General features: G+C 72.7%; 18 protein-coding genes and 1 pseudogene. 7 read left to right on the forward strand and 12 right to left on the reverse strand.

Annotated features, from left to right (window positions below; translation table 11 throughout):
* Window positions 1-13: 13 nt before the first annotated feature.
* Window positions 14-2,146 (reverse strand): DUF6421 family protein, encoded by a 2,133-nt coding sequence (locus Mco01_RS02275; RefSeq protein ID WP_204055237.1) that lies wholly within the window; start codon window positions 2,144-2,146, stop codon window positions 14-16.
* A gap of 191 nt (window positions 2,147-2,337) precedes the next feature.
* Here Mco01_RS02275 and Mco01_RS02280 point away from each other — a divergent pair, with 191 nt between their 5' ends.
* Window positions 2,338-3,051 carry a hypothetical protein gene (locus Mco01_RS02280; protein WP_204055238.1) on the forward strand — a complete coding sequence of 238 codons (714 nt, stop codon included), beginning with the start codon at window positions 2,338-2,340 and terminating at the stop codon, window positions 3,049-3,051.
* On the opposite strand, the gene Mco01_RS02285 is transcribed toward Mco01_RS02280, so the two are convergent.
* Together Mco01_RS02285 and Mco01_RS02290 are read right to left on the reverse strand one after the other, a co-directional pair.
* Entirely contained in the window at window positions 2,991-3,674 is a 684-nt protein-coding gene (locus Mco01_RS02285; RefSeq protein WP_204055239.1) for a response regulator, read from the reverse strand. The genes Mco01_RS02280 and Mco01_RS02285 overlap by 61 nt on opposite strands.
* A 17-nt stretch (window positions 3,675-3,691) precedes the next feature.
* A complete protein-coding gene (locus tag Mco01_RS02290; protein WP_204055240.1) occupies window positions 3,692-4,879 on the reverse strand; it encodes a sensor histidine kinase in 1,188 nt (395 codons plus the stop codon).
* A gap of 193 nt (window positions 4,880-5,072) precedes the next feature.
* Between Mco01_RS02290 and Mco01_RS02295 the strand changes: the two genes are divergently transcribed.
* Both Mco01_RS02295 and Mco01_RS38865 read left to right on the forward strand, forming a co-directional pair.
* Window positions 5,073-6,677, forward strand: a complete 1,605-nt coding sequence (locus Mco01_RS02295) for a zinc ribbon domain-containing protein (RefSeq protein ID WP_204055241.1) — start codon at window positions 5,073-5,075, stop codon at window positions 6,675-6,677.
* Between the two features lie 49 nt (window positions 6,678-6,726).
* Window positions 6,727-8,598, forward strand: a complete 1,872-nt coding sequence (locus Mco01_RS38865) for a serine/threonine-protein kinase (protein ID WP_239103274.1) — start codon at window positions 6,727-6,729, stop codon at window positions 8,596-8,598.
* Window positions 8,599-8,810: 212 nt separating this feature from the next.
* On the opposite strand, the gene Mco01_RS02305 is transcribed toward Mco01_RS38865, so the two are convergent.
* Window positions 8,811-10,745 carry an HNH endonuclease signature motif containing protein gene (locus tag Mco01_RS02305; RefSeq protein ID WP_204055242.1) on the reverse strand — a complete coding sequence of 645 codons (1,935 nt, stop codon included), beginning with the start codon at window positions 10,743-10,745 and terminating at the stop codon, window positions 8,811-8,813.
* Between the two features lie 173 nt (window positions 10,746-10,918).
* Here Mco01_RS02305 and Mco01_RS02310 point away from each other — a divergent pair, with 173 nt between their 5' ends.
* Window positions 10,919-11,941 (forward strand): GNAT family N-acetyltransferase, encoded by a 1,023-nt coding sequence (locus Mco01_RS02310; protein ID WP_239103275.1) that lies wholly within the window; start codon window positions 10,919-10,921, stop codon window positions 11,939-11,941.
* Between the two features lie 63 nt (window positions 11,942-12,004).
* On the opposite strand, the pseudogene Mco01_RS02315 reads toward Mco01_RS02310, so the two are convergent.
* The 4 genes and pseudogenes from Mco01_RS02315 to Mco01_RS02330 all read right to left on the reverse strand — a co-directional run bounded on the left by Mco01_RS02315 (window position 12,005) and on the right by Mco01_RS02330 (window position 15,741).
* A pseudogene (locus Mco01_RS02315) lies at window positions 12,005-12,715 on the reverse strand (adenosylcobinamide amidohydrolase).
* Complete coding sequence (locus Mco01_RS02320) at window positions 12,712-13,536, reverse strand: ABC transporter ATP-binding protein (RefSeq protein ID WP_204055243.1); 825 nt, start codon at window positions 13,534-13,536, stop codon at window positions 12,712-12,714. Before Mco01_RS02320 ends, Mco01_RS02315 begins: the two are co-directional and overlap by 4 nt.
* Complete coding sequence (locus tag Mco01_RS02325; protein WP_204055522.1) at window positions 13,533-14,498, reverse strand: FecCD family ABC transporter permease; 966 nt, start codon at window positions 14,496-14,498, stop codon at window positions 13,533-13,535. Before Mco01_RS02325 ends, Mco01_RS02320 begins: the two co-directional genes overlap by 4 nt.
* A gap of 271 nt (window positions 14,499-14,769) precedes the next feature.
* Window positions 14,770-15,741, reverse strand: a complete 972-nt coding sequence (locus Mco01_RS02330) for an ABC transporter substrate-binding protein (protein ID WP_204055244.1) — start codon at window positions 15,739-15,741, stop codon at window positions 14,770-14,772.
* A 364-nt stretch (window positions 15,742-16,105) separates the two neighbouring features.
* Here Mco01_RS02330 and Mco01_RS02335 point away from each other — a divergent pair, with 364 nt between their 5' ends.
* Window positions 16,106-17,392: an acyltransferase family protein gene (locus Mco01_RS02335; RefSeq protein ID WP_204055245.1), complete on the forward strand. Its 1,287-nt coding sequence runs from the start codon at window positions 16,106-16,108 to the stop codon at window positions 17,390-17,392.
* Here Mco01_RS02335 and Mco01_RS02340 read toward each other — a convergent pair.
* Complete coding sequence (locus Mco01_RS02340) at window positions 17,353-18,207, reverse strand: Gfo/Idh/MocA family protein (protein WP_239103276.1); 855 nt, start codon at window positions 18,205-18,207, stop codon at window positions 17,353-17,355. The two genes, Mco01_RS02335 and Mco01_RS02340, sit on opposite strands and share 40 nt — an antisense overlap.
* A gap of 131 nt (window positions 18,208-18,338) precedes the next feature.
* Here Mco01_RS02340 and Mco01_RS02345 point away from each other — a divergent pair, with 131 nt between their 5' ends.
* A complete protein-coding gene (locus Mco01_RS02345) occupies window positions 18,339-18,947 on the forward strand; it encodes a histidine phosphatase family protein (protein ID WP_204055247.1) in 609 nt (202 codons plus the stop codon).
* A gap of 161 nt (window positions 18,948-19,108) precedes the next feature.
* Here the strand turns inward: Mco01_RS02345 and Mco01_RS02350 are convergent, their stop codons facing one another.
* The 3 genes from Mco01_RS02350 to Mco01_RS02360 form a co-directional block, all read right to left on the reverse strand.
* Entirely contained in the window at window positions 19,109-19,384 is a 276-nt protein-coding gene (locus tag Mco01_RS02350; protein WP_204055248.1) for a hypothetical protein, read from the reverse strand.
* Window positions 19,385-19,490: 106 nt separating this feature from the next.
* Window positions 19,491-19,724: a DUF397 domain-containing protein gene (locus tag Mco01_RS02355; protein WP_036321981.1), complete on the reverse strand. Its 234-nt coding sequence runs from the start codon at window positions 19,722-19,724 to the stop codon at window positions 19,491-19,493.
* On the reverse strand, window positions 19,725-20,591 hold the full coding sequence (locus tag Mco01_RS02360) for a Sco1979 family transcriptional regulator (protein WP_084369544.1): 867 nt from the start codon (window positions 20,589-20,591) through the stop codon (window positions 19,725-19,727).
* A gap of 155 nt (window positions 20,592-20,746) precedes the next feature.
* Here Mco01_RS02360 and Mco01_RS02365 point away from each other — a divergent pair, with 155 nt between their 5' ends.
* Window positions 20,747-21,256 (forward strand): ATP-binding protein, encoded by a 510-nt coding sequence (locus tag Mco01_RS02365; protein ID WP_239103277.1) that lies wholly within the window; start codon window positions 20,747-20,749, stop codon window positions 21,254-21,256.
* The last annotated feature ends 52 nt before the right edge of the window (window positions 21,257-21,308 follow it).

Consider the following 21,308-nt stretch of genomic DNA (forward strand, 5'->3'; position numbering starts at 1 on the left):
CGGCGTCCGGGTCTCAGGCCCGGATGCCCCTGGTCGACTCGACCACGTCGGCGAGCTTACGGCGCAGCGCCTCGTAGAACATGCTCAGGGGGAACTCGTCGGGCAGTACGGCGTCCACCATGGCCTTCTGCTCGGTGGGCAGCGCCTGGACCCCCTGGTGCCACACGGACGCCGGGTGGGGCTCCACATAGGCGGCGACGAGCCGGTGGGCGGCGAGCCAGTGGGCCATCTTCGAACGGTCGATGCCGTCCCGGTAGAGGGTCTCGACCTCGCCGCGCAGGTCGGCGACGGCGTCGGCCACCCGGGTCCAGTCGATCGTGAGCCGGTTGTCGGTCCAGCGGACGACGCCCTTGCGGTGCAGGTACGCGAACAGCAGCTGGCCGCCGAGGCCGTCGTAGTTGCGCACCCGCTCACCGGTGATCGGGAAGCGGAAGAGCCGGTCGAAGAGGATGGCGTACTGCACGTAGCGCGCGTGCGGCACGCCCGCCACCTCCAGCTTCACGGCCTCGCCGAACGCGGTGAGGTCGCAGCGCAGCTCCTCCAGCGAGTACAGCCAGTACGGCATGCGCTGCTTGATCATGAACGGGTCGAACGGCAGGTCGCCGTGGCTGTGGGTCCGGTCGTGGACGAGGTCCCACAGGACGAACGTGTCCTGGGCGAGGTCCTGGGAGGCCAGCAGCCGGGCGGCGTCCGGCGGGAGGGCCAGCTTGAGCGTGGCGGCGGCCGCCTCGCTCACCGCCCGGAAGCGCGCGGCCTCCCGGTCGCAGAAGATGCCGCCCCAGGTGAACCGCGGCGGCGTCTGCCGGACCGCGACGGTCTCGGGGAACAGGACCGCCGAGTTCGTGTCGTAGCCGGAGGTGAAGTCCTCGAACGCGATGGGCACGAACATCGGGTTGTCGTAGCCGCCCCGCTCCAGCTCGGCCAGCCAGTCCGGCCACACCACGCGGATCCAGACGGCCTCGAGGTTGCGGTTCGGGTTGCCGTTCTGGGTGTACATCGGGAACACGACGAGGTGCTCCAGGCCGTCCTCCCGCTGCGTGTCCGGGTGGAAGGCGTTGAGCGAGTCGAGGAAGTCGGGCACGCCGAGGCCGTCGGACACCCACCTGCGCAGGTCGGCGGCGACGGCGTCGAGGTACTCCCGGTCGTGCGGGAAGTGCGGCGCGAGCCGTACGACGCGGTCGGAGACCTCCGCGATCAGCTCGACGGCGAGGTCCTTGTCGCCCGTGATCGAGCCGTCCTTGGCCTGCAGGGGCCGCAGCCGCTCCACGGCGGCCTTGAGGACGGCGAAGCCCTCGGCGACCCCCTCAGCCGCCCCCTCAGCCGCCCTCTCGGCCTCCGGCCGGCCGGCGGTCCGGGACGAGGCGTGCTCGGGGACGCGGGCGGCCCAGGTGACGAGGTTGGCCCACAGCTGGCCGTGGTCGTAGTCGGCGATCGAGTCGTCGCCGAACAGGTCCGAGTCGGCCAGCACGACGACCCGTCCGTGGCCGTGCCGCAGGGCCACCGCGAGCGGGCGGCCGGCAGGGCCGGCGGTCGGGGACGTGGAGAACAGGACGGTCGCGTCCCCGGGCGCGGTGAGCGTCCCGGCTCGGTAGAAGCAGGCCTGGCGGACCTCGGCGAGCAGGTCCTGACGGGTCCCGCCGGGGCCCGTCGTGATCTCCCGGGTCTGGCCGTCGGCCAGGACGCCGAGGACCCACGTCGCGACCCCGTTGTGGCAGTTCGCGGGGTCCTGGACGGTCGCGTGCTCGACGGCGACGCCGAACCGGGCCAGCAGCTCGGCCAGGTTGGTGCCGTACTTCTCCTGCTCGCACTCGGCGAGGACGACGAGCCCGCCGCCGGCCGCGACGTACGCCTCGACGGCGTCGATCTCGGCGACGGAGAAGACGGGGCTGCCGCCGGTCGTCCGCTCCCAGCGCTCACCGGACGGGTGCGCGACCACGAACACGTCGCTCGCCTCCAGCACGCCCGGGGTGACCTCGCCCTCGACGTGCGCGGCGACGGTGTGCCCGAGACGCCGCAGGACGCCGGCGGCCTCCGCGTAGCTGTTGTCGTCGGGGTGCGCGGGATTCATGGCCTCGGCGACCTCGCGCCTGGTGGTCCACGCCTCGCTGTGCGCCTCGTCGAACAGGACCGACGGGAAGGCCTTCATGAAATATCTCCCGTTCCGTGAGCCGTCTTCCGGAAAATATACACAAAGGTGTCCTTCTGGCGATAAGTCGATCCAGCGGGTGAGGACGAATCACCCGAGCGGCGGACGAGCCGCGCCGGACCGCCCGCCTACGGTCCCCGGTCGTACAGCCCGCCCGTGCACCAGTCCGGCCGACCGCCTGAGGGGACCCGATGTTCAAACTGACCGACGCCGCCGGCTTCCGGCGGTCCGCGATCGGCGCCGCGCTGATCGTCTCGCCCCTGTTCCAGCTCACCGCGACGCTCGTCGACCCGGGAACGTGGAGCGACGACGACCGGGAGGTCGCGACGTTCGCGATCAACCCGGCGATGGCGCAACTGCAGTCCGCCCTCTACCACTGGAGCTGGGTCCTGCTGCCGCTCGCCGCCCTCGGCCTGCTGCACCTGACCCGCCGGCGGGGCGTGGTCCTCGGGCACATCGGGGGGCTGTTCGCCGCGCTCGGCTTCATCAACCTGTCGGCCCTGCTCATGGGCGACGCGGTCGAGTGGTGGTTCGGGCGGCACTACCCGGCCGACCAGGCCGAGAAGCTGTTCAACGAGGTGTTCGACCTGCCCGGCGTGGTGTTCTCGTTCCAGATGCCGTGGGTCTTCCTCGGGCCACTCGGCCTGATCCTCATCATGGTCGCGCTGACCAGGGCGGGGTTCGTCCGCTGGTGGTTCCCGGCGGCGGGCGCGCTCGTGTGGATCTCGCCGTACGTCATGGACTACGGGCCGCTCAGCTTCCTCTGGAGCGGCGGCAACCTCCTGGTGCTCGGCTACCTCGGGCTCAAGATCCTGCGCATGGGCGACCGGGCGTGGGCGTCGTACTACCCGAGCCCGGTGCCCGGGGTGACGACGCCCGACTCGTACGCGAACACGACCGCCTGAGCGCGGTCACGCAGGCCGAGCTTCATGAGCACGCGCGCGACGTGGGTCTTGACGGTCGCCTCGCCGACGAAGAGCTCCTTGGCGATCTCGGCGTTGGTGAGGCCCCTCGCGAGCATCCGCAGCACCTCCAGCTCGCGCGGGGTGAGCTCCGACAGCTGCGGCGGGCGGACCGGCTCGTGCCGCCCGGCGAACGAGGCGATGACCCGCGTCGTGACGGCGGGGTCGAGCAGGCCGTCCCCTGCTGCGACCACCCGGACGGCCTCGACGAGCTGCTCGGGCGGCGACACCTTGAGCAGGAACCCGCTCGTCCCGGCCCGCAGCGCGGCGTACAGGTTCTCGTCGGTGTCGAACGTCGTGAGCATGATGATCTTCGGCGGGTTCGGGGAGTCGAGCAGCCGTCTGGCGGCCGTGAGGCCGTCCATGCGCGGCATGGAGATGTCCATGAGCACCACGTCGGGCCGCACGCGCGTGGCGACCGCCACCGCCTCGGCGCCGTCCGCGGCCTCCCCGACGACCTCCATGCCGGGCTCGCTCTCCACGACCATGCGCAGGCCCGCCCGGATCATGGCCTGGTCGTCGGCGAGCACGATGCGGATGGAGCGCAGGGAGCCGGCGGAGCTCATGGAACCGGTGCCGTCGATCAACTCGTGGCCTCGCTCATCGGGACTCCCCTGGGGATCGGCAGCGTCGCGCGGACGCGGAAGCCGCCCTGCGGCAGCGGGCCCGCCTCCAGCGAGCCGCCGAACAGCTCGGCCCGCTCGCGCATCCCGATGAGCCCGTTGCCGGTGGACAGCGCCGGTCCGGCGCCCTGGCCATTATCGGCGACCTCCACCTCCAGCGAGTCGTGGAGGTAGGCCACCCGGATCCGCACCTCGGACTCCCCCGCGTACTTCACCGCGTTGGTGAGGGCCTCCTGAACGATCCGGTACGCCGACAGGTCGAGGCCGGGCGGGAGCCGTACGGGGTCGCCCTCGACCGCGAGCGAGACCCGCAGGCCCGAGGTGCCGACCGTGGAGATCAGGTTGGACACCATGTCGAGGCCGGGCTGCGGCAGCGCCTCCTCCTGCGGCATCCGCAGCGCCCCCAGCATGATCCGCAGCTCCTCGACCGCCTCGCGCCCGGACCTCTCGATGCCGGACAGGACCGCGACCTGCCCGGGGTTCGTCTCGTCCGCCACGCCCAGGGTCCGCCGCAGCGCGCCCGCCTGCATGACCATCATGCTCACGCTGTGGGCGACGACGTCGTGGAGCTCCCGGGCTATGCGGGTGCGCTCGGCCGCCACGGCCTCGGTGGCCCGCCGTTCGCGCTCCATCTCCATGCGGGCCGCCCGCTCTGCCATCCGGTGCACCCGGACGAGGTAGCGCCGGAGGGCGAGCCCCGTGACGTAGGCCGAGCCGAAGATCACGGTCAGGAAGATGACCTCGTCGAACGGGAGGAACCGGTGGTCCACGGCGCCCGAGTCGAAGACGAGGATGCCGGTGACCGCCCACGCGCCGCCGGGCTTCAGCGGCAGGTGCGCGCCCATGGTGTGGAAGACGATGAGGAGCGCGGCCAGCTGCCACACCGGGCACTGCTCGTGGCCCTGCCGGTGCCACGCGTACTGGGCGAGGATCATCAGGATGAAGACGGCGATCGGCGCCCGGCGGCGGTACCAGACGAGGACGCCCGTCACGATCGCCTGGCCCACCCACCACAGCTCCGGGTTCTCGGTCGCGCCGTACGAGGTGGCGACCGTGAACGCCTCGAGTATGCCGAGGGCGATGACGGCCGCTCCGATCAGGAGATCGACCGTGGGCAGCGAGCGGAAATGCCGGATCAGGGGGTGCATGTGCGGCACATTAATCCGAACGGGACACGCGTGCATGCCTGAAATCGCCGCGCCAATCGAGCGGCAAGCCGTTTGCAAGTGGCCGCAAGATCATAGGCCTGTATCAAGTGAGTGTCGGTCGTGGCACCGGCCTTGTCGGCCCCCGGTCACGCTGAGACTCTTGGACTGTTCCGATCAGGCATAGGAGACGCGGATGCCCCGCCTGCACTCCCTCATCGCGGGGCTGGGCGCCCTCGGCGCCCTGGCGGCGCCCATGCTCCATCCGCATCCGAGCGGGTCCACCGACCGGGTGACGCCCGGGGCGGTGCGCGTGGAGTCCACCTCGCACGTATCGATCACGCTCCTCGACGACCGGAGCGTCATCCAGCAGGTCGCCCGGGAGTACGACACCGAGCTCGCCGAGGGGAGCGGGTTCACCGTCACCCCGGACGGGGTGGTCGTCACCGCCACCCAGGTCGTCCAGGCCAGCCGCGACCCCAGGATCTACGCGGCCAACCGGGTCTTCGCCGAGTACTTCAAGGTCAAGATCCCGGCGGACTTCAAGCGGCACACCCTCGACAACGCCGACCTCAACCGGCGGCTGCAGGCGTGCTACCCGCCCCAGCAGTCCGACTCGACCTGCATCTCGCAGGTCACCACGAAGGTCACCGTCTTCCCCTACCTCGACCCGCCTCCCCCGGACGGGCTGCCGGCGCAGATCCTGACCATGGGGACGTCGCCCGCCGCGCCCGCCGTCCTGAAGGCGACCAAGGGCGGGGAGAAGCAGACGCTGCCGACCGTGCCGCTGGGAACGGAGATCGCGGCCAACATCCAGTCGCTGGACGTGATGTCCCTGCCCGCCCGGCCGTCGGCGACGGCGCCGCCCAAGCTCGACACGGCCCACCTCGACCCCCCGGGCAGCCACACCTTCAAGAGCACCGAGCGCGAGAAGCTCGACGGCGTCCTCAAGAACGCGGGACCGGGCTCGGCGCTCATCGACGACGGCAAGAGCGAGGTCGTGGGCCTGCTCGCCGGCGGCGACGACGTGGCGACCACGATCACCGGGGCCGACGAGATCCGCACCGCCCTGGTCGCGGCCGGGATCACCCCGCGCCGCGGCCCGGTCGACGTGGTCTTCGAGAACGCCCTCGCGTCGTACCACAACAAGCTGTACTCCAGCGCGGTGCCGGTGCTGCAGCAGGTGCTCAACCTGCGGCCCGACCACGCGGTGGCGCTCGACCACCTGCGGGTCTCCCGCGCCAAGGCGGGGACCGCCGAGGACGCGGGCAGCCGGCCGCGGCCGAGCCCCGTCGCCGCCAAGAAGGCCTCCTCGCCCTCGGCGCTGGTCTTCGTCATCGGCGGCGTCGTCGTGGTGGCGCTCCTCGTCGCCGTGGCGGTCCCGCTGCTGCTGCGCAGGCGCCGGACCGGCCAGGACGGCTCCGCCGGGACCGACTCCGTGCCTCCGGTCTCCTGGCCGCCGCACGGTGTCACCCAGGTGTTCGAGACCGCCGGCGGGACGGCCCGGCCCGCGGAGACGTCGCACCCCGGTTCGTGGCCCGCGGCCGCCCGCCCCGAGACGTCCACGCCGCCGGAGGCGGGCCGGTCGTTCGTCTCGCCGTCCGACCCGCCGCACGACCCCTCCCCGCCCCGCGGCCGCCCGCAGCCGGTCGACCTGTCACCGCCCGGCGGCCGGCCCCACCCGGCCGACCTGTCCCCGCCGCGGGGGCAGGGGCAGATGAAGTTCTGCACGCAGTGCGGCATGCGGCTCGGCCAGGGACACCGCTTCTGCGGGTTCTGCGGCAACCCGGCGGACTCATGACATCCACGCCAGCGCACCACCGTCAGCGACCGCCCCGGGGGGAGGCGTCATGACCGAGGGACCGGCCCTGCCGCCGCTGATCGGGCGGCGGCTCGGCGACTACGAGATCGAGGCCGTCGTCGGACGGGGCGGCATGGCCACCGTCTACCGGGCCCGCGACCAGCGGCTCGGCCGCGCCGTGGCGCTGAAGATCCTCGCGCCGCAGCTGTCGCACGACGACCGCTTCCGCGACCGCTTCGTCCGCGAGTCGCGGCTCGTTGCGAGCATCGACCACCCCAACATCATCCCGATCTACGAGGCCGGCGAGCGCGACGACCTGCTGTTCATCGCTATGCGGTACGTCGAGGGCAGCGACATGCGCAAGCTCGTCCAGTCCTCGGGGCCGCTACCCGTGGGCCGGGCCAACCCGCTGTTCGCGCAGATCGCCTCGGCCCTGGACGCCGCCCACTCCAACGGGCTCGTGCACCGGGACGTCAAGCCCGCCAACATCCTGGTGACCGAGTCGGACCACGTCTATCTGACCGACTTCGGGCTCACCAAGAGCTCCTCGGCGGAGGCGGGGCTGACCAGCCACGGGCACTTCATGGGCACGCCCCGCTACGTCGCCCCCGAGCAGATCCGCGGCCTGCCGGTCGACGGGCGCAGCGACCTGTACGCCTTCGCCTGCGTGGTCTACGAGGCCCTGGCCGGGCAGCCGCCCTTCCAGCGCGACACCGAGCTCGCGCTGCTGTACGCCCACGTGTCCCACGACCCGCCGCCGCTCACGCCGTACCGGCCCGACCTGCCGCACGCGGTGAACGGGGTGCTGCTGCGGGCGCTGGCCAAGAGCCCGGCCGAGCGGTTCCCGACGTGCCAGGCCTTCGTCGCCGCGCTGCGCGACGCGATCAGCGGCGTCGAGGAGGAGCAGTACGGCCCGGCGGCGGGGCGGGCGGGCCGTTCGCCGGAGGCGGGCTCCTACCCGCCGGTCTCACACCCCTCGCATCCCTCCCACCCGTCCCATCCCTCCGCCTCCCGTCCGACGTCCCATCCCTCGTCCCATCCCTCGTCGCACCCGTCTTCCCACCCGTCGTACCCGCCGGTGTCACAGCCCTCCGGGTCGCAGGCGGGCGGGTCCGGTTCCGCCTGGTCGTATCCACCGTCGTCCCACCCGTCGTATTCCGACCCGGCCTACACGCAGGGGTCGTACGGCGGGCCGTACCCGGAGGGCGCCTACCAGCAGGCGGGCGCCCATCCGCACGCCGCGCCCACCGTCGCCGCCACGCCGTCCCGGCCGGCCACGGCCGGCGAGGGCAGGCGCAGGTTCCCCGTCGGGCCGGTGATCGGCGGCCTCGCCGTCCTCGTCTCCATCGCGGTGGCGGCGACGCTGATCCTCACCCGCGGCGGGGACACCGCCGCCACGTGGAACACCTACCCGGGGTCGGTCGCCGCGCCGTTCACGATGGCCTACCCGTCCACGTGGGGGAACGCGAAGACCAACGCCGACCAGTGGATGATCGCCTCACCGGCCGTCGACGAGTTCAACGCGCTGTTCGCCGTGCCGGGCAACACCGACTGGTCAAAGGTCGACCCGATCATCAGCGGCCAGCCGGAGCGGGCCGTCGGGGTGTTCGCCCAGGTGAGCAATGCCCTCAGCACTATGGACTCCCCCGCGGAGCTCCAGCAGAGCCTGCAGTCGGCCCTGCCGGGGACGACCGGGTACACCGGCGCCCCGGTCCCCACGACGGTCGGCGGCAAGCCCGCCTTCAAGATCAATGGTGTGATGACCGACCCGCAGCAGACGGGGCGGCTCGACTTCACCTCCTACCTGGTGCGTCAGGACAGCGGCGACACGCCGGTACTGATCACGTTCTTCTGCCCGTCGGGGCGGTGCGACCAGCAGCTCATCGAGCACATGGTGAACACGGTGGCGTTCAAGTCCTGACCCGGACGTCCGACCCGGATGCCTGACCGGGACGTCTGACCGGGACGTCTGGACGCGGACCAGGGCGTGTCGCGGTGACACGGGGCGGGTCGCCTGCGCGCTTCGTTCGGAGGTCCGAATGCCGGGCCCCGAATCTCGGCGCGCGAGACCGACCGCCCGGCCGCCCGTGCCTCCGGGCGTCACCGATCGGTGCGCGTGAGTGACGTGCCGGGTCATCGGCGTAACCGGTCCGGGGAGCCTCCGCGCCTGCCTCGCCTGGCCTGCCCGCTCCGGCTGCCGCGGTGCCGGGCCCGCCTTCCCAAGTAGAGGAGGGTCCAGGTGCCGTCGTCGTTGCGGCGGGGAAGATAGCGCTCTGGATGCACCGCTTTGTCGCGGTTGTGCCAGCCACATGCGGGCGCGAGATGGTCGAGGTCGGTCGTTCCGCCGTCGGCCCAGCCCGTGACGTGGTCGACCTCCGCCATGTCGGCCGGGATGGGGCAGCCCTCGACGTAGCAGGTGGCGTATCGGGTCACGATCGCCTGCCGCTGCGCGGGAGTGGCCAGCCGGACCGCACGGCCCATGTCGAGGATCTGGCCCTTGGCGTTCACGACCATCCGGACGAGCTTCGAGGTGCGGGCGAGCCGGTGGACGTCGCTGACGGGCAGCAGGTGCCCCGTGGCCACCAGCAGCCCGGGCGCGAGACGGTCGGGAGCGTGGCCGCAGGTCCGGCAGGCGTCGGGACGTTCGCCGGCCCCGGGACGCTCATGGGCACCCGTCCCCGTCACCTGGCCGCCAGAGGCTCCCGCACGAGCATGGCCGGGTTCGTGCTCGGCCTGCTCCTGAACAGGCTCGCGGGCTGCGGCCTGATCCTGATCGGAGCCACTGAGGGCGTCGTCGGGAAGCGATTCGGCGCGAACGAGCACGAGCAACTCGGTGGAGACCTTCTTGGTCAGCAGGGCGGAGAACGCGTCGGCCTGGCGCACCCGCAGTGGCCGGTCGTCGTGCTTGTCCCTCGGTCGCGCGTACGCGGTCAGGAACTCGCGCAGGCGGGCGCCGGCCTCACGCGGCAGGCGGAACTCACCTTCCACACCACCGGTAGGCGACGGGCGCACGAGAAGGAACCGCGCGGCGTAGTCGTCCTCGGCCTCGCCGTCCAGGCTGCCGGGATCGAGCAGTTCGCGCAGGTAACGCCCGACCTTGCACACCTCGGCGGGGGACGCGGTCTGGGCGAGCTCAAGGAGGATCGGCTCGGCGAGAGCCGCCTGAGCCTCGGTCAACCGGGCGGTGACCTGCGTGATCGCGTCGACGGCCCCTTCGGCCAGGGCACCGGACGCGAACCGGTCCCGCACGACCGGCAGCCGGGACAGCTCGGTGGAGATCCGGAGCAGGCGGGTCGCGCCCGCGCCGGTCATGCCGGTCGCCGTGCGCAACCACGTCCCGGTCGACGCGTGCCCGTTCGCCTTGGCCTCGCCCGTCGCGTGGACCCGGTCCACCCGCGCGGTGATCGCCGAGATCACCAGATCACGGACAGTGGTCAGTTCTTCCGCTTCTTCCAGGCATGTCACGGCACTGTCGGGCGGATCCGCGGCTGCCAGCCGGGAGGCGGTCTCCCGCAACCGCGACACCCATTCACCGGTGGCGGTCGTTCCGGCCTCCGGCGCGGGGCCGGCGGCGGTGTCCGGAGCAGAGCCCGCGGACCCTGCGGCATCCGCACGGCCGTCCGCCTCCTCCGTGCCCACGCCGGACGCATACCCAGCGGCATCCGCACGACCGTCCGCCTCCTCCGTGCCCATGCCGGACGCGTACCGGGCGCCCCCTTCGGCGCTTTCTCCTCGGGGGAAGGCGAACGTCTCCTGCCGCCGGCCACGGTCCCGTCGCCTGCGTCCGCCAGGCCCGGACCCCCTGCGGCCGGGACGCCGGAGCGCCTGAGGATCGAGGATCGTGCCCGAGAGCGGTGAGGGCACGTCGAAGGCGTGAGCGTCGTCGAAAGCGCCGAACGACTCCTCGGCCGGGAACGCGGACACCTGCGACACCTCCTCACCCACCACGAACTCACCCACCTCGAACAACTGTTCCCACCCTATACTCCCCCTCCGACACTTCCCGGCTCGCGTGAGCGGGACCTGTGACGACAGGCGCCGTAAAAGCAATTGCTCCGCCACGGACATGACGACTAGAACTGCTGGAACTGCGACAGATCGGCGGCCGAGAACGGTTGCCATCGGGACACGAGAGGAGGGACGAGCCATGTACCCCATGACCGACGTGCCGGCTCCCTCCCGGGGAGAGCACCAGTAGCCGTCCCCGGAACGAGCCGGCACACCTGCACAAGGGAAGTGCCGTGACTCAGAACGACCTGATCATGCGTCCCATCACGGGACCTGAGGAAATCGACCTCTTCTGCCGACTGCCGTACGTGCTGAACGACGAGCTGGCCGACGACCTCGCCTCCGGCCGGCGGCGGCCGGAGTGGATGTGGATGGCGCTCAGCGGCGACCGCGTCGTGGCGCGGGTGGCCTGGTGGGGGCCGCGCGAAGGCGCCGCGCCGCAGATCCTCGACATCCTCGACCTCGACGACCGGCCCGGCCGACCACAACATCCGGACGAACCAGGCAACCCGGACCAACGTAATCAGCCCGATCAACCCCACCGACCAGACCGGCCCGGCGCATCAGACCGGCTCGACATCGGGGTCCGGCTGCTCCGGACGGCGATGGCCGCGGTCCTGCCGCCGGGAGCCGCTCCCCCCGAGTACAGCCGCTTCATCTCGCCGGACTGGCGGGAGGACGAGGCGGCCAGACGGGAGGTGAGCGACCGCATGACCGTCCTCGAACACGCCGGCGCCCGGCTGCTCGTCGAACGACGACGGCTCGAATGGCGGGCGGGGACGCCGATTCCCCCGCCCAGCGGCCGGCTGACGTTCCGGCCGGTGCGCGACCGTACGGAACTCGTCGACCTGATGACCCTCGTGCTGGAGGACACGCTCGACGCCCACAGCCGCGCGGAGCTGGCCCGGCTGCCGGCGGCCGCGGTGGCGGCCGACCACTACGACGGCGAGCTGGGCCGGTACGCCCGGCGCGACTGGTGGCGGATCGGAATCGCGGCCGGCGGCGAGCCCGTGGGCTTCGTCGTCCCGGCGCGGAACGACTACAACCCGATCATCGCCTACATCGGCGTCCTCCCGGCGTACCGCGGGCGGGGCCACGTCGACGACCTCCTCGCCGAGGGGACGAGGATCCTCGCGGACCAGGGCGCGACGCGGATCAGAGCGGCCACGGACGTCGCCAACGTCCCGATGGCCCGCGCCTTCGAACGGGCCGGCTACGTCACCTTCCAGCGGCAGATCGACATGACCTGGAGCTGACGCACCTGGTGGGAGGGCCCGTACCGTCAGGCCCTCCCGCACCCGGCGAAGCCGGAGACCCGGCTAACCGGAGGCCCGGCGTCGCCAGTCGAGGGCGCCGTCGAGGACCGCGCGGTGCACGGCCCGCGCGATCCTGGCGCCCCACTCGGACCGCGGCCCGCCGAACAGCTCCTCCGGCCCCTCGTCCCGTACGGCGACGCAGACGGCGTCCGAGGCCGTGCCGGTCCCGGGGACGCCCGCCTCCACCAGCGCCTGGGTCTTCGCCTCGGTCACGGTCATGACCGCGTTGACCAGGGCCGCGTCGCAGAACGCCACCGGGACGGCGACGACGATGTTGACCGTCCCCGGCCGGACGGCACCGTTTCCCGGAACCGGCACCCCCGGCCCGGCGCCGCCGGAGCCGAAGAGATCACCGGGGTCCGGGACGCCTTCGGGAGACGCGGCCTACGTGGGCACCCCCAGGCCGACGGTCGCCACGGCCTCCGCTCCCCCGTCCGCCGCGGCGACGTACCGCGCGACGGGTGCGGCGGTCAGCATGCCCATGCCCCGTCCCTCCGGCGGTCCGATGGACGTCAGGTGATCGACCGGATCCATGCGCGCGTACCCCGCCGGGACCTGCGCGTTCACCACCCACTCGCGGGGTCCGATCCCGCCGCCCAGCATCGCCGAGGAGATCATCCGCCACCCGGGGCCGAAGCGCCACAGGAGCGTGCCGAGGCGGATCCCGTCCTCGTACCGGTGGCTCAGCGATGCACGTGCAGCCGGCGTCGTCACGCCCGCGCACCCCCAAGCCGTACGAGATGGACGAGCGGACGCCCGTCCGGAGCCGGCCCGACCCGGACCCGGGCCCCGAAATGCCGCGCGAGCAGGGGCTCGGTCAGCACCTGGTCCGGCGTCCCGGCGGCGACGGCGCGGCCGCCGGCGAGCAGCACCAGCGTGTCGGCGTACTGCCCGGCGAGGGTGAGGTCGTGCAGCGTGGTCACCACGGTGAGCCGGTCGGCGACCCGGAGCTGGTCGACCAGGTCCATCACCTGCTGCTGGTGGCCCAGGTCGAGGGCCGTGGTGGGCTCGTCGAGCAGCAGCACCGGCGCCTGCTGTGCCAGCGCGCGGGCGAGCACGACGCGCTGGCGCTCGCCGCCGGACAGGTGGCCGAGCGGCCGCGAGGCGAAGGCGTCCAGGTCGAGCCGCTCCAGCACCGACCCGGTCACCTCCCGGTCCCGCGCGCTCTCCCTCCCCAAATAGGCGATGTACGGCGTACGGCCCAGCAGGGCGTACTCGTAGACGGTCATGTCGGGCGGCAGCGCCGGGCTCTGCGGGGCGTACGCGACGAGCCGGGCGCGGTCGCGGGGGCGCAGGGCGCGCACGGGCACGCCGTTCACGAACACGGCGCCCTCGGCGGGGATCAGCCCGGCGACGGCTCTGAGCAGGGTGGACTTGCCCGCGCCGTTCGGCCCGATGACGGCCAGCCACGCGCCGCGGCCGGCCGAGAGCGAGACGTCCGCGAGCACGGGCCGCTCTCCGAGCGTCACCCCCACGCCCCGCGCGCGGACTCCAGCGGCGTCCGCGCCGCCGTCCTCGGCATGCGGCCCGCTCACGCGTCCACCCGCCTCGACATGCGCAGGACAGTGACGAAGAACGGCGCGCCGACGAACGCCGTGACCACGCCGATGGGCAGTTCGGCCGGGGCGAGCACGGTGCGGGCGACCGTGTCGGCCAGCACCAGGAAGGCCGCGCCGCCGAGGAACGACAGCGGCAGCACGATCCGGTACGACCAGCCGGCGAGCCGCCGCACCACGTGCGGGACCACGATCCCCACGAACGCGATCAGCCCGCTGACGGCGACCGCCGCCGCCGTGGCGAGCGACGCGGCCAGCAGCACGACGAAGCGCACCCGGGTGGCGTGGACGCCGAGCCCCGTCGCCTCCTCGTCGCCCACCGACAGCACGTCGAGCAGCCGCCCGTGCAGGAGCATCACGACCGTGGAGACGGCCGCGTACGGCGCGACCATGGCGAGTTGCTCCCACCCGCCGCCGACGTCGCCGAGGATCCACGAGTAGATCCGCTGCAGCTCGTCCACCTTGAGCTGCTGCACGAACGTCTGGATCGCGGTGAGGAACGAGGTCACCGCCACGCCGGCGAGCACGAGCGTGGACGTGCCTCCGCCGCGCCCCGCCGCGCTGCCCAGCGCGTACGCGAGGAACACCCCGCCGACGGCGCCCGCGAAGGCGGCCACGGGGACGGCCGCCACCCCGGCGTCACCGCCGAGGAAGACCACGACGAGCGTGACCGTGAGCCCGGCTCCCGCGGCGGCCCCCAGCAGGTACGGATCGGCGAGCGGGTTGCGGAACACGCCCTGATAGCCGGCGCCCGCCATCGCCAGCAGGCCTCCGACCAGGGCGGCGAGCAGCACGCGGGGCACCCGCAGCTGGAAGAGCAGGCCCTCCTGGCTCGAGGTCAGCCCCGAGTGCGCCGACACCAGCGGCAGCCGGTCGAGCAGCGCGAGGGCGACGCCGCGCGCCGGAAGGCCGGCGGCCCCGGCGAGCACCCCCACGACCATGGCGGCGAGCAGGACCGCCGACGCCACGCCGTACGCCCGCCCGCGCCGCGCCCGCCCCACGCCGCCGCCGATACCACCGGCACCACCGGCAGCACCGGCACCGTCGGCGTTCCCGCCCACGCCGGGACCCGGGCCGCCGGCGGGATCACCATGGACGGCGCCCCCGGCGGACGCCGGCCCCTGCCGCGGCCGCTCGACGACGACGCCGTCCTCGCCGGTGGCGACTCCGGCCGCGGGGTCGCCGGCGGGATCACCGGGGATCACGGTCGCCTCAGCCCGCGGCCTTCTGGACGGCCTGGCTCACGGCCTCGGCCAGGTCCACGATCCTGGGCCCCCACCGGGAGGCCACGTCGTCGTCGAGCGTCACGACGTGCCCCGTCTTGATGGCCGACAGCCCCGACCAGCCGGGACGCTTCGCGAGGGCGGCGGCGTTCTGGCCGCAGCACTTCGTGTCGGCCAGGAAGATCAGGTCCGGATCGGCCATGACGACGTACTCCGCCGACAGCTTCGGATAGCCCCCGGCCGCGTCCGGGGCCTGGTCGGCGATGTTCTTCAGCCCGAACAGGCCGTAGATCTGCCCGATGAACGTGCTCGACGTGGCGGCATAGGGCGTCGTGTCCAGTTCGTGGTAGTACGTCAGGGCCTTGCCCTTGGGCGCGGCGGCCACCAGGCGGTCGATGTCCTGCTTCACGCCGTCGGCGACCTGATCGGCCTTGGCGGCGTTGCCGGTGGCCGCCCCCAGGTCCCTGATCTGGTCGTAGGTGTCGTCGAGCTTGGTCGCCGCGGGCTCCAGGAGCACGGGGACGCCGACCTTGCGGAGCCCCGCCACCACACCCTCCAGGTCGTTGGCGAGCACGACGAGGTCGGGCTTGGCGGCGACGATGGCCTCCAGGTTGGGCTTGAAGCCGGACAGCGAGGTCTTCGGCGCCTCGGGCGGATAGTCCGACTGGTCGTCGACGGCCGCGACCTGGCCGCCCGCCCCGACGGCGTACAGGATCTCGGTGGCGGTCGGGGACAGCGACACGATGTGCTCGGGCCGCCGGTCGAGGGTCACCGCGCCGTTGCCGGCCTGGACGGTGACCGGGAACGCCGCCGAAGCCGAGCCGGCGGTCGACGCGGCGGGAGCCGCGGCAGATGCGGCGCTGGACGCGGCGGGTGCGGCTGCGTCTCCGGACTGGCCGCATCCGGCCAGCCCGAGCACGCCCAGCACCACGCCCGCGACGGCCGTGCGTACGGGCCTCACGAGTGTTCCTCCTGGGGAGCGGGGAAAATCGGCGGACCCGCGGATTGCGACGGATCACCCTTTTCCTCGAGGGTCACGACGTCGGCGCGCAGTGCAGGCGACCTGGCTCGCCCCCAGGGTGGAGGGCCCGGGGATCCACAGTTGCGGGACAGCGCCGGGTTCACACCGGACTTCGCTGCACGACGCGCGTCGGACAGAACGGTACCAACCTCCTGGGCGGCGTCCGGCCCGGGCCGGATGGTGGTGCCAGCCCCACCCCCCGGGTGGGGTGTCCCCAAGATCGGGAGTAGTGCCTCCGTCGCTGTGCCGGACTGGTGCCGCGGGACACGCTTGGAGGGTCGTAATCCCAGCTAAGGCGGCCCCCATGTCCCTCACTGCCCTCCCCCCGGCGCCCGCGCGGACCCCGGCGTCCCCCGCGCCGCGGGACCGTTTCGTCGACCTCCTGCGCGTGTTCGGCATGGTGCTCGTGGTCGTCCAGCACTGGACGATGCCGGTGCTGGCGCTCGCGGGGGGCCGGCTCACGACCGGGAACGCGCTCGCCGGCGTGCCGCTGATCACCTGGATCTCGCAGGTCATGCCGCTCGTGTTCTTCGCGGGGGGCGCGGCGAACGCGATGAGCCTCCGCTCGGCCTCCTCCCCCGGGCTCTGGGCCGCCCGGCGGCTGCGGCGGCTCGCCTGGCCCGTCGTGCCGCTCGCCGCCGTGTGGGTGCCGCTGCCGTACGTGCTGGAGGGCCTGGGCCTGCCGTCCCAGCCGGTCGAGGTGGCGGCCCGCACGGTCGGCCAGTTGCTGTGGTTCCTCGCGGTCTACCTGGTCGCCGTCGTGTCGACGCCCTGGCTGGTGCGCGCCCGGGCCTCGCGCGTTTTGCCGCTCCTGGCGGCCGGGGCGGTGCTGACCGATGTGGTCCGGTTCTCCGGGGTCGAGGCGGCCGGCTACCTCAACGTGGTGTTCGTCTGGCTCGCCGTCCACCAGGTCGGGTTCCGGTACGCCGAGGGACGCCTCGCCTGGTTGTCGGGGGCGCGGGCGGCCGGGCTCGCCGTCGCCGGGTTCGGGATGGTAGCCGCCCTCGTCGTCGCCGGGCCGTACCCGGCCAGCATGATCGGGATGCCGGGCATGGTCTCGAACATGGCACCGCCGAGCGCCTGCCTGCTGCCGCTGTTCGCCGGCCAGCTCGGGCTCGCGATGCTGCTCCGCCCGGCCCTGGTCTCCCTCGCCCGGCGGCCCCGCGTGGAAGCCGCGCTCGCGGTCCTCGCGCCCAGGATGATGACGCTGTACCTGTGGCACATGACCGCGCTGGTCACGGTCGCGGGCGTGGCGATGTTCGGATTCGGGCTGGTCACACCGGCGGTCGGGTCGTTCTCCTGGTGGAGCCGGGTGCCCCTGTGGCTGGCCGCCCTGGTGATCGTCCTGCTGGCGCTCACGGGGCTGTTCGCCCGCTTCGAGGAGCCGCCGGGGCCGGCCTCCGCCGGCCGGGTGGTGGCGGCCGCGGTCCTGATCGGCGGCGCGCTCACCACGCTCACCGCGACCGGTTTCGCCCCCGGTGTCGCGCCCGTCGCCGCCGTGCTGGCTCTGGCGGCGGGCCTCCGCCTCACGAGCGGCTCGGGGGCCGTGGGTCACCTGAGCCCGCGCTCGGCCTCCTCCAGGATCTCCTGAATCCGCAGGCCGTGAGCGGCGTCCAGGGGGTGGCCGCCGCCCCGGCGCACGGTCTCGGCGAACTGCCGGGCGACCTCGGCGAACGCGTCGTCGCCGAGGTCGGAGCCGAGGAGCGTCGCGTTGCCCTCCGCGCCGTACACCTCGACGCGGGCGGGCGGCGTCTCGCCCCCGGCCCGCATGGTCAGCGACGCCTCACTGACCGCCCCGCTCTCGTGCTCCAGCAGCAGGCCGGCCCAGCCGAGCGGGTCGCCGTGGGCGCGCACCCCGACCACCCGTCCGAGGGCGGCGTCGAGCAGGTCGATCATGTGCGGGCCGAGGTCGAGCACGGCGCCGCGCTCCAGCCGCCAGGGGGTGGCGAACGGCCCGCCGTTCAGGCCGCCGGAGATGTACGCGGCGTGCCCCCCGAACGGGCGCAGCGCCCGCGCGGCCTCCAGGAACGCGGTGGTCGCGGGCGAGTAGCGGAACGAGAAGACCATCTGGGAGGCGACCCCGGCCTCGGCGATCGCCGCGGCCAGCCGGCGGGCGCCGTCGAGGTCGGCCGCGAGCGGCTTCTCCAGCAGCAGGGCCTTGCCCGCCTTCGCGGCCCGGCCGGCGATGTCGGCCTGGACGGCGGGCGGCACCGAGAAGGCGACCGCCTCCGAGGCGTCGAACAGGTCCTCCAGCCGCTCGAACGCGGGCGCGCCGTGGGCCGCGGCCAGCCCCCGGGACGCCACCGGCCTGCGGGCCCACACACCGGCGAGCCGCGTGTGCGGCCCCTTCGCGAGGACGGGCGCGTGGACCATCTCCGCCCACGGACCCGCTCCGACCAGTCCCACCGACACCGGCTCCATGGCGCCCCTCTCTCGTGTGGGCGACCCTACTGGAGCGCCGTGGTCACGATCGACCAGGGAGTCCGATGTGCCCCGGTAAGGGTTGGCCCGGGCCGTACCGGCAAGATGGACCTGTCATGAACGTGATACTGCTGCGGCACGGCGAGACCGAATGGAGCAGGGCGGGACGGCACACCGGGCGCACCGATGTGCCGCTGACCGCCCGCGGCGAGGAGCAGGCCCGGGCACTGGCCCGGGTCGTGGGGGACCGGGCGTTCGCGCTCGTCCTGGTGAGCCCCGCGCAGCGGGCCCGCCGCACGGCGGAGCTCGCCGGCGTCGGCCGCTACGAGGTGGACCCCGACCTGTGGGAGTGGGACTACGGCGGCTACGAGGGCGTCACGACGCCCGAGATCCGCGAGTCGCGCCCCGGATGGTACCTGTGGCGCGACGGCGTGGTGCCCGGCGACGACGCCCACCCCGGCGAGAGCGTCGACCGCGTCGGCGAGCGGGCCGACAAGGTCATCGCCAGGATCAGGGCCGCCGTACCGGCCCATGACGGGAATGGGGACGGGAACGGTGACGTGCTGATCGTGGCGCACGGCCACTTCCTGCGGGTTCTGGCGGCCCGCTGGCTTGGGCTGCCGGCCGCCGACGGGCGGTTCTTCCGGCTCGACACCGGCACGTTCTCGACGCTCGGCCACGAGCACGGCGAGCCGGTCCTGCTGACCTGGAACGCGCCCGTGTGAGACGGCCTACATGAGACGCCCTGCACGAGACGGCCTGTATGAAACGGCCTGTATGAAACGGCCTGTATGAAACGGCTCCCGCGTGAGAAGCCCGCGAGGACGTCCCCGCCGGCGTCACCCGCCGGCTTCTCCGCGTGCGGGCGACCGGCGGGGTTCAGGGCTCAGGTGCCCGCGACGGGTTGGGGCTGGGGACCGCGACCGGTCAGCCACTCGAGTACTTTGCGGTGGCCGCGCCGGGCGTCTTCGAAGTGCCCCCACCGCCAGTACCTCGGCTGCTCACGGACCCCGGTGACCCACGTCCGGTACGCGACCGACCGTGGCCGCCCGTCCTCGGGCTCGGCCGCCGACGCGACGCCGTACGTACGGATCACCACGCGGCCTCCGGGTGCGAACAGCACGTCGTCGGCCACCGGGTAAAGAGTCATCTGGTCCAGCACGTCCGGCCCCCTCTTGCTCAACTTGCCCTGGGACCACTGTGCCGGATCGTTGTTACGCCGCCTGCGCGGCGCTGTTACGCCCCTTCACACCGAAGTAAACTCAGTGTTACACGAGGAGGCCGTCGAACTCGCCGTCCTTGACGCCGAGCACGAGCGCCCGGATCTCATCGCGGGTGTAGATGAGAGCCGGCCCCTCGGGATAGCGCGAGTTCCGGACGGCCACGCTGCCGTCGGGGAGCTCGGCCAGCTCCACGCAGTTGCCGGTCGAATTGCTGTGGACGCTCTTCCGCCAGGTGACTCCGGCCAGGTCGGTTGCGGGCATCCCGTTGTATGTCTGCATTCATATCTCTCTGAGAAGATCGCCGAGGATCTCGGCGGTGCCCCCGGGCGTCGTGCTCTCAACGCACAACTGCTCCATGGCCGTGAGGTAGGGATCGATGTCCTCACGCTTGTCGAGGTAAAGGGCACCCCAGAGCTGCTCGACGTAGACCACGTCCGAAAGGTCGGACTCCGGGAAGCGGAGGATCGTGAACGCGCCCCCTTCGGCGGCGTGCATCCCGAAACGGAAGGGCATCACCTGCAGGGTGATGTTGGGCAGCGTGGAGACCTCCAGCAGGTGCTGGAGCTGCTCCCGCATGGTCGCTCTCCCTCCGATGGGCCGCTTGAGCGCGGCCTCGTCGATGACGGCCCACAGCCGCGGACCGTCCTTGCGCGTCAACCTGTCCTGCCGCTGCATGCGGAGATGCACACGCTTGTCGAGCTCGGTATCCGGCGCCTCCGGATAGCCCAGCTGGATCACCGCCCGGGCGTACCGGGCCGTCTGCAGCAGACCGGGCACGAACTGCACCTCGTAGGTGCGGATCACGCTCGCGGCCTCCTCCAGGCCCACGTATGTGACGAACCAGTTCGGCAGGACCTCGCCGTACTTGTGCCACCAGCCCGGGGTGTTGGCCTCTCGGACCATCTCCAGCAGGCCACGCCGCTCGGCGTCGTCGTGGACGCCGTACAGCGTGAGCAGGTCTTCGACGTCACGTGTCTTGAACCCGACCCGGCCGAGCTCCATCCGGCTTATCTTCGACTCGGAGGCCCGGATGTGGAACCCGGCGACCTCGCGGGTGAGGCCCCGCTCCTCGCGCAGCCGGCGAAGGCTGGCGCCGAGCATGATTCGCCGTACGGTCGAACCGGAACCGGGCGGATCTATGGACACGTGCTATTCCTCCGCTTTGTGGACTGGTTCACAGTCTGTCAAAGATCGCCCCCTTCGTCCCAGTGTTGTTCCGGGGTAACCGTAGCGCGTGCACCACGCGCTTGCACGTGCATTCGCTCTTGCACATGCACACGATTGTCCCGCATCATGATCTCGTGCAGTCCACGAACCTGACTCGTGGCCAGATCCAGTGGTCGACCCTCGACTGGTGGCCGCCGCTCGGCTGGTGGCCGGAGCCCGCACGCGAACTCCTCCAGCCCGGGTCGACCGCCGCCAGCGCCACATTCGTCCTGCTCCCCCGCGCCGAGTCGGTCCACTCGGCCCGCAGCTTCGCGGCGGGGACACTGGCCGGCTGGCAGATGGACGACCTCCTCGACGGCATGGAGCTCGTCGTCTCGGAGCTGGCCACCAACGCCCTGCGGCACGGCCTGGTGCTGGCGAGCTCCCAGCCACGGGAGGTCATCCGCCTGTCGCTGATCCGCCGAGGAACGTTCGTGACCTGCGCCATCACCGACCCCGGCTCGGCCGCGCCGGTGCTGCGCGACCCCTCGCCGTTCGAACCGGGCGGCCTCGGGCTGCACATCGTCGAATCGCTCAGCGTGTGCTGGGGCTGGAACCCGCTGTCCCCCCAGGGCAAGGCGGTATGGGCCGTGCTCGCCGCCTGAGGCGATCCGGTCGCCACGTCGGACGGCGCCGCGCGTCTACCCGTCCGCTAGA

Origin of the sequence: Microbispora corallina (assembly GCF_016863035.1) — a bacterium.
GTDB classification, from domain to species: Bacteria; Actinomycetota; Actinomycetes; order Streptosporangiales; family Streptosporangiaceae; genus Microbispora; species Microbispora corallina.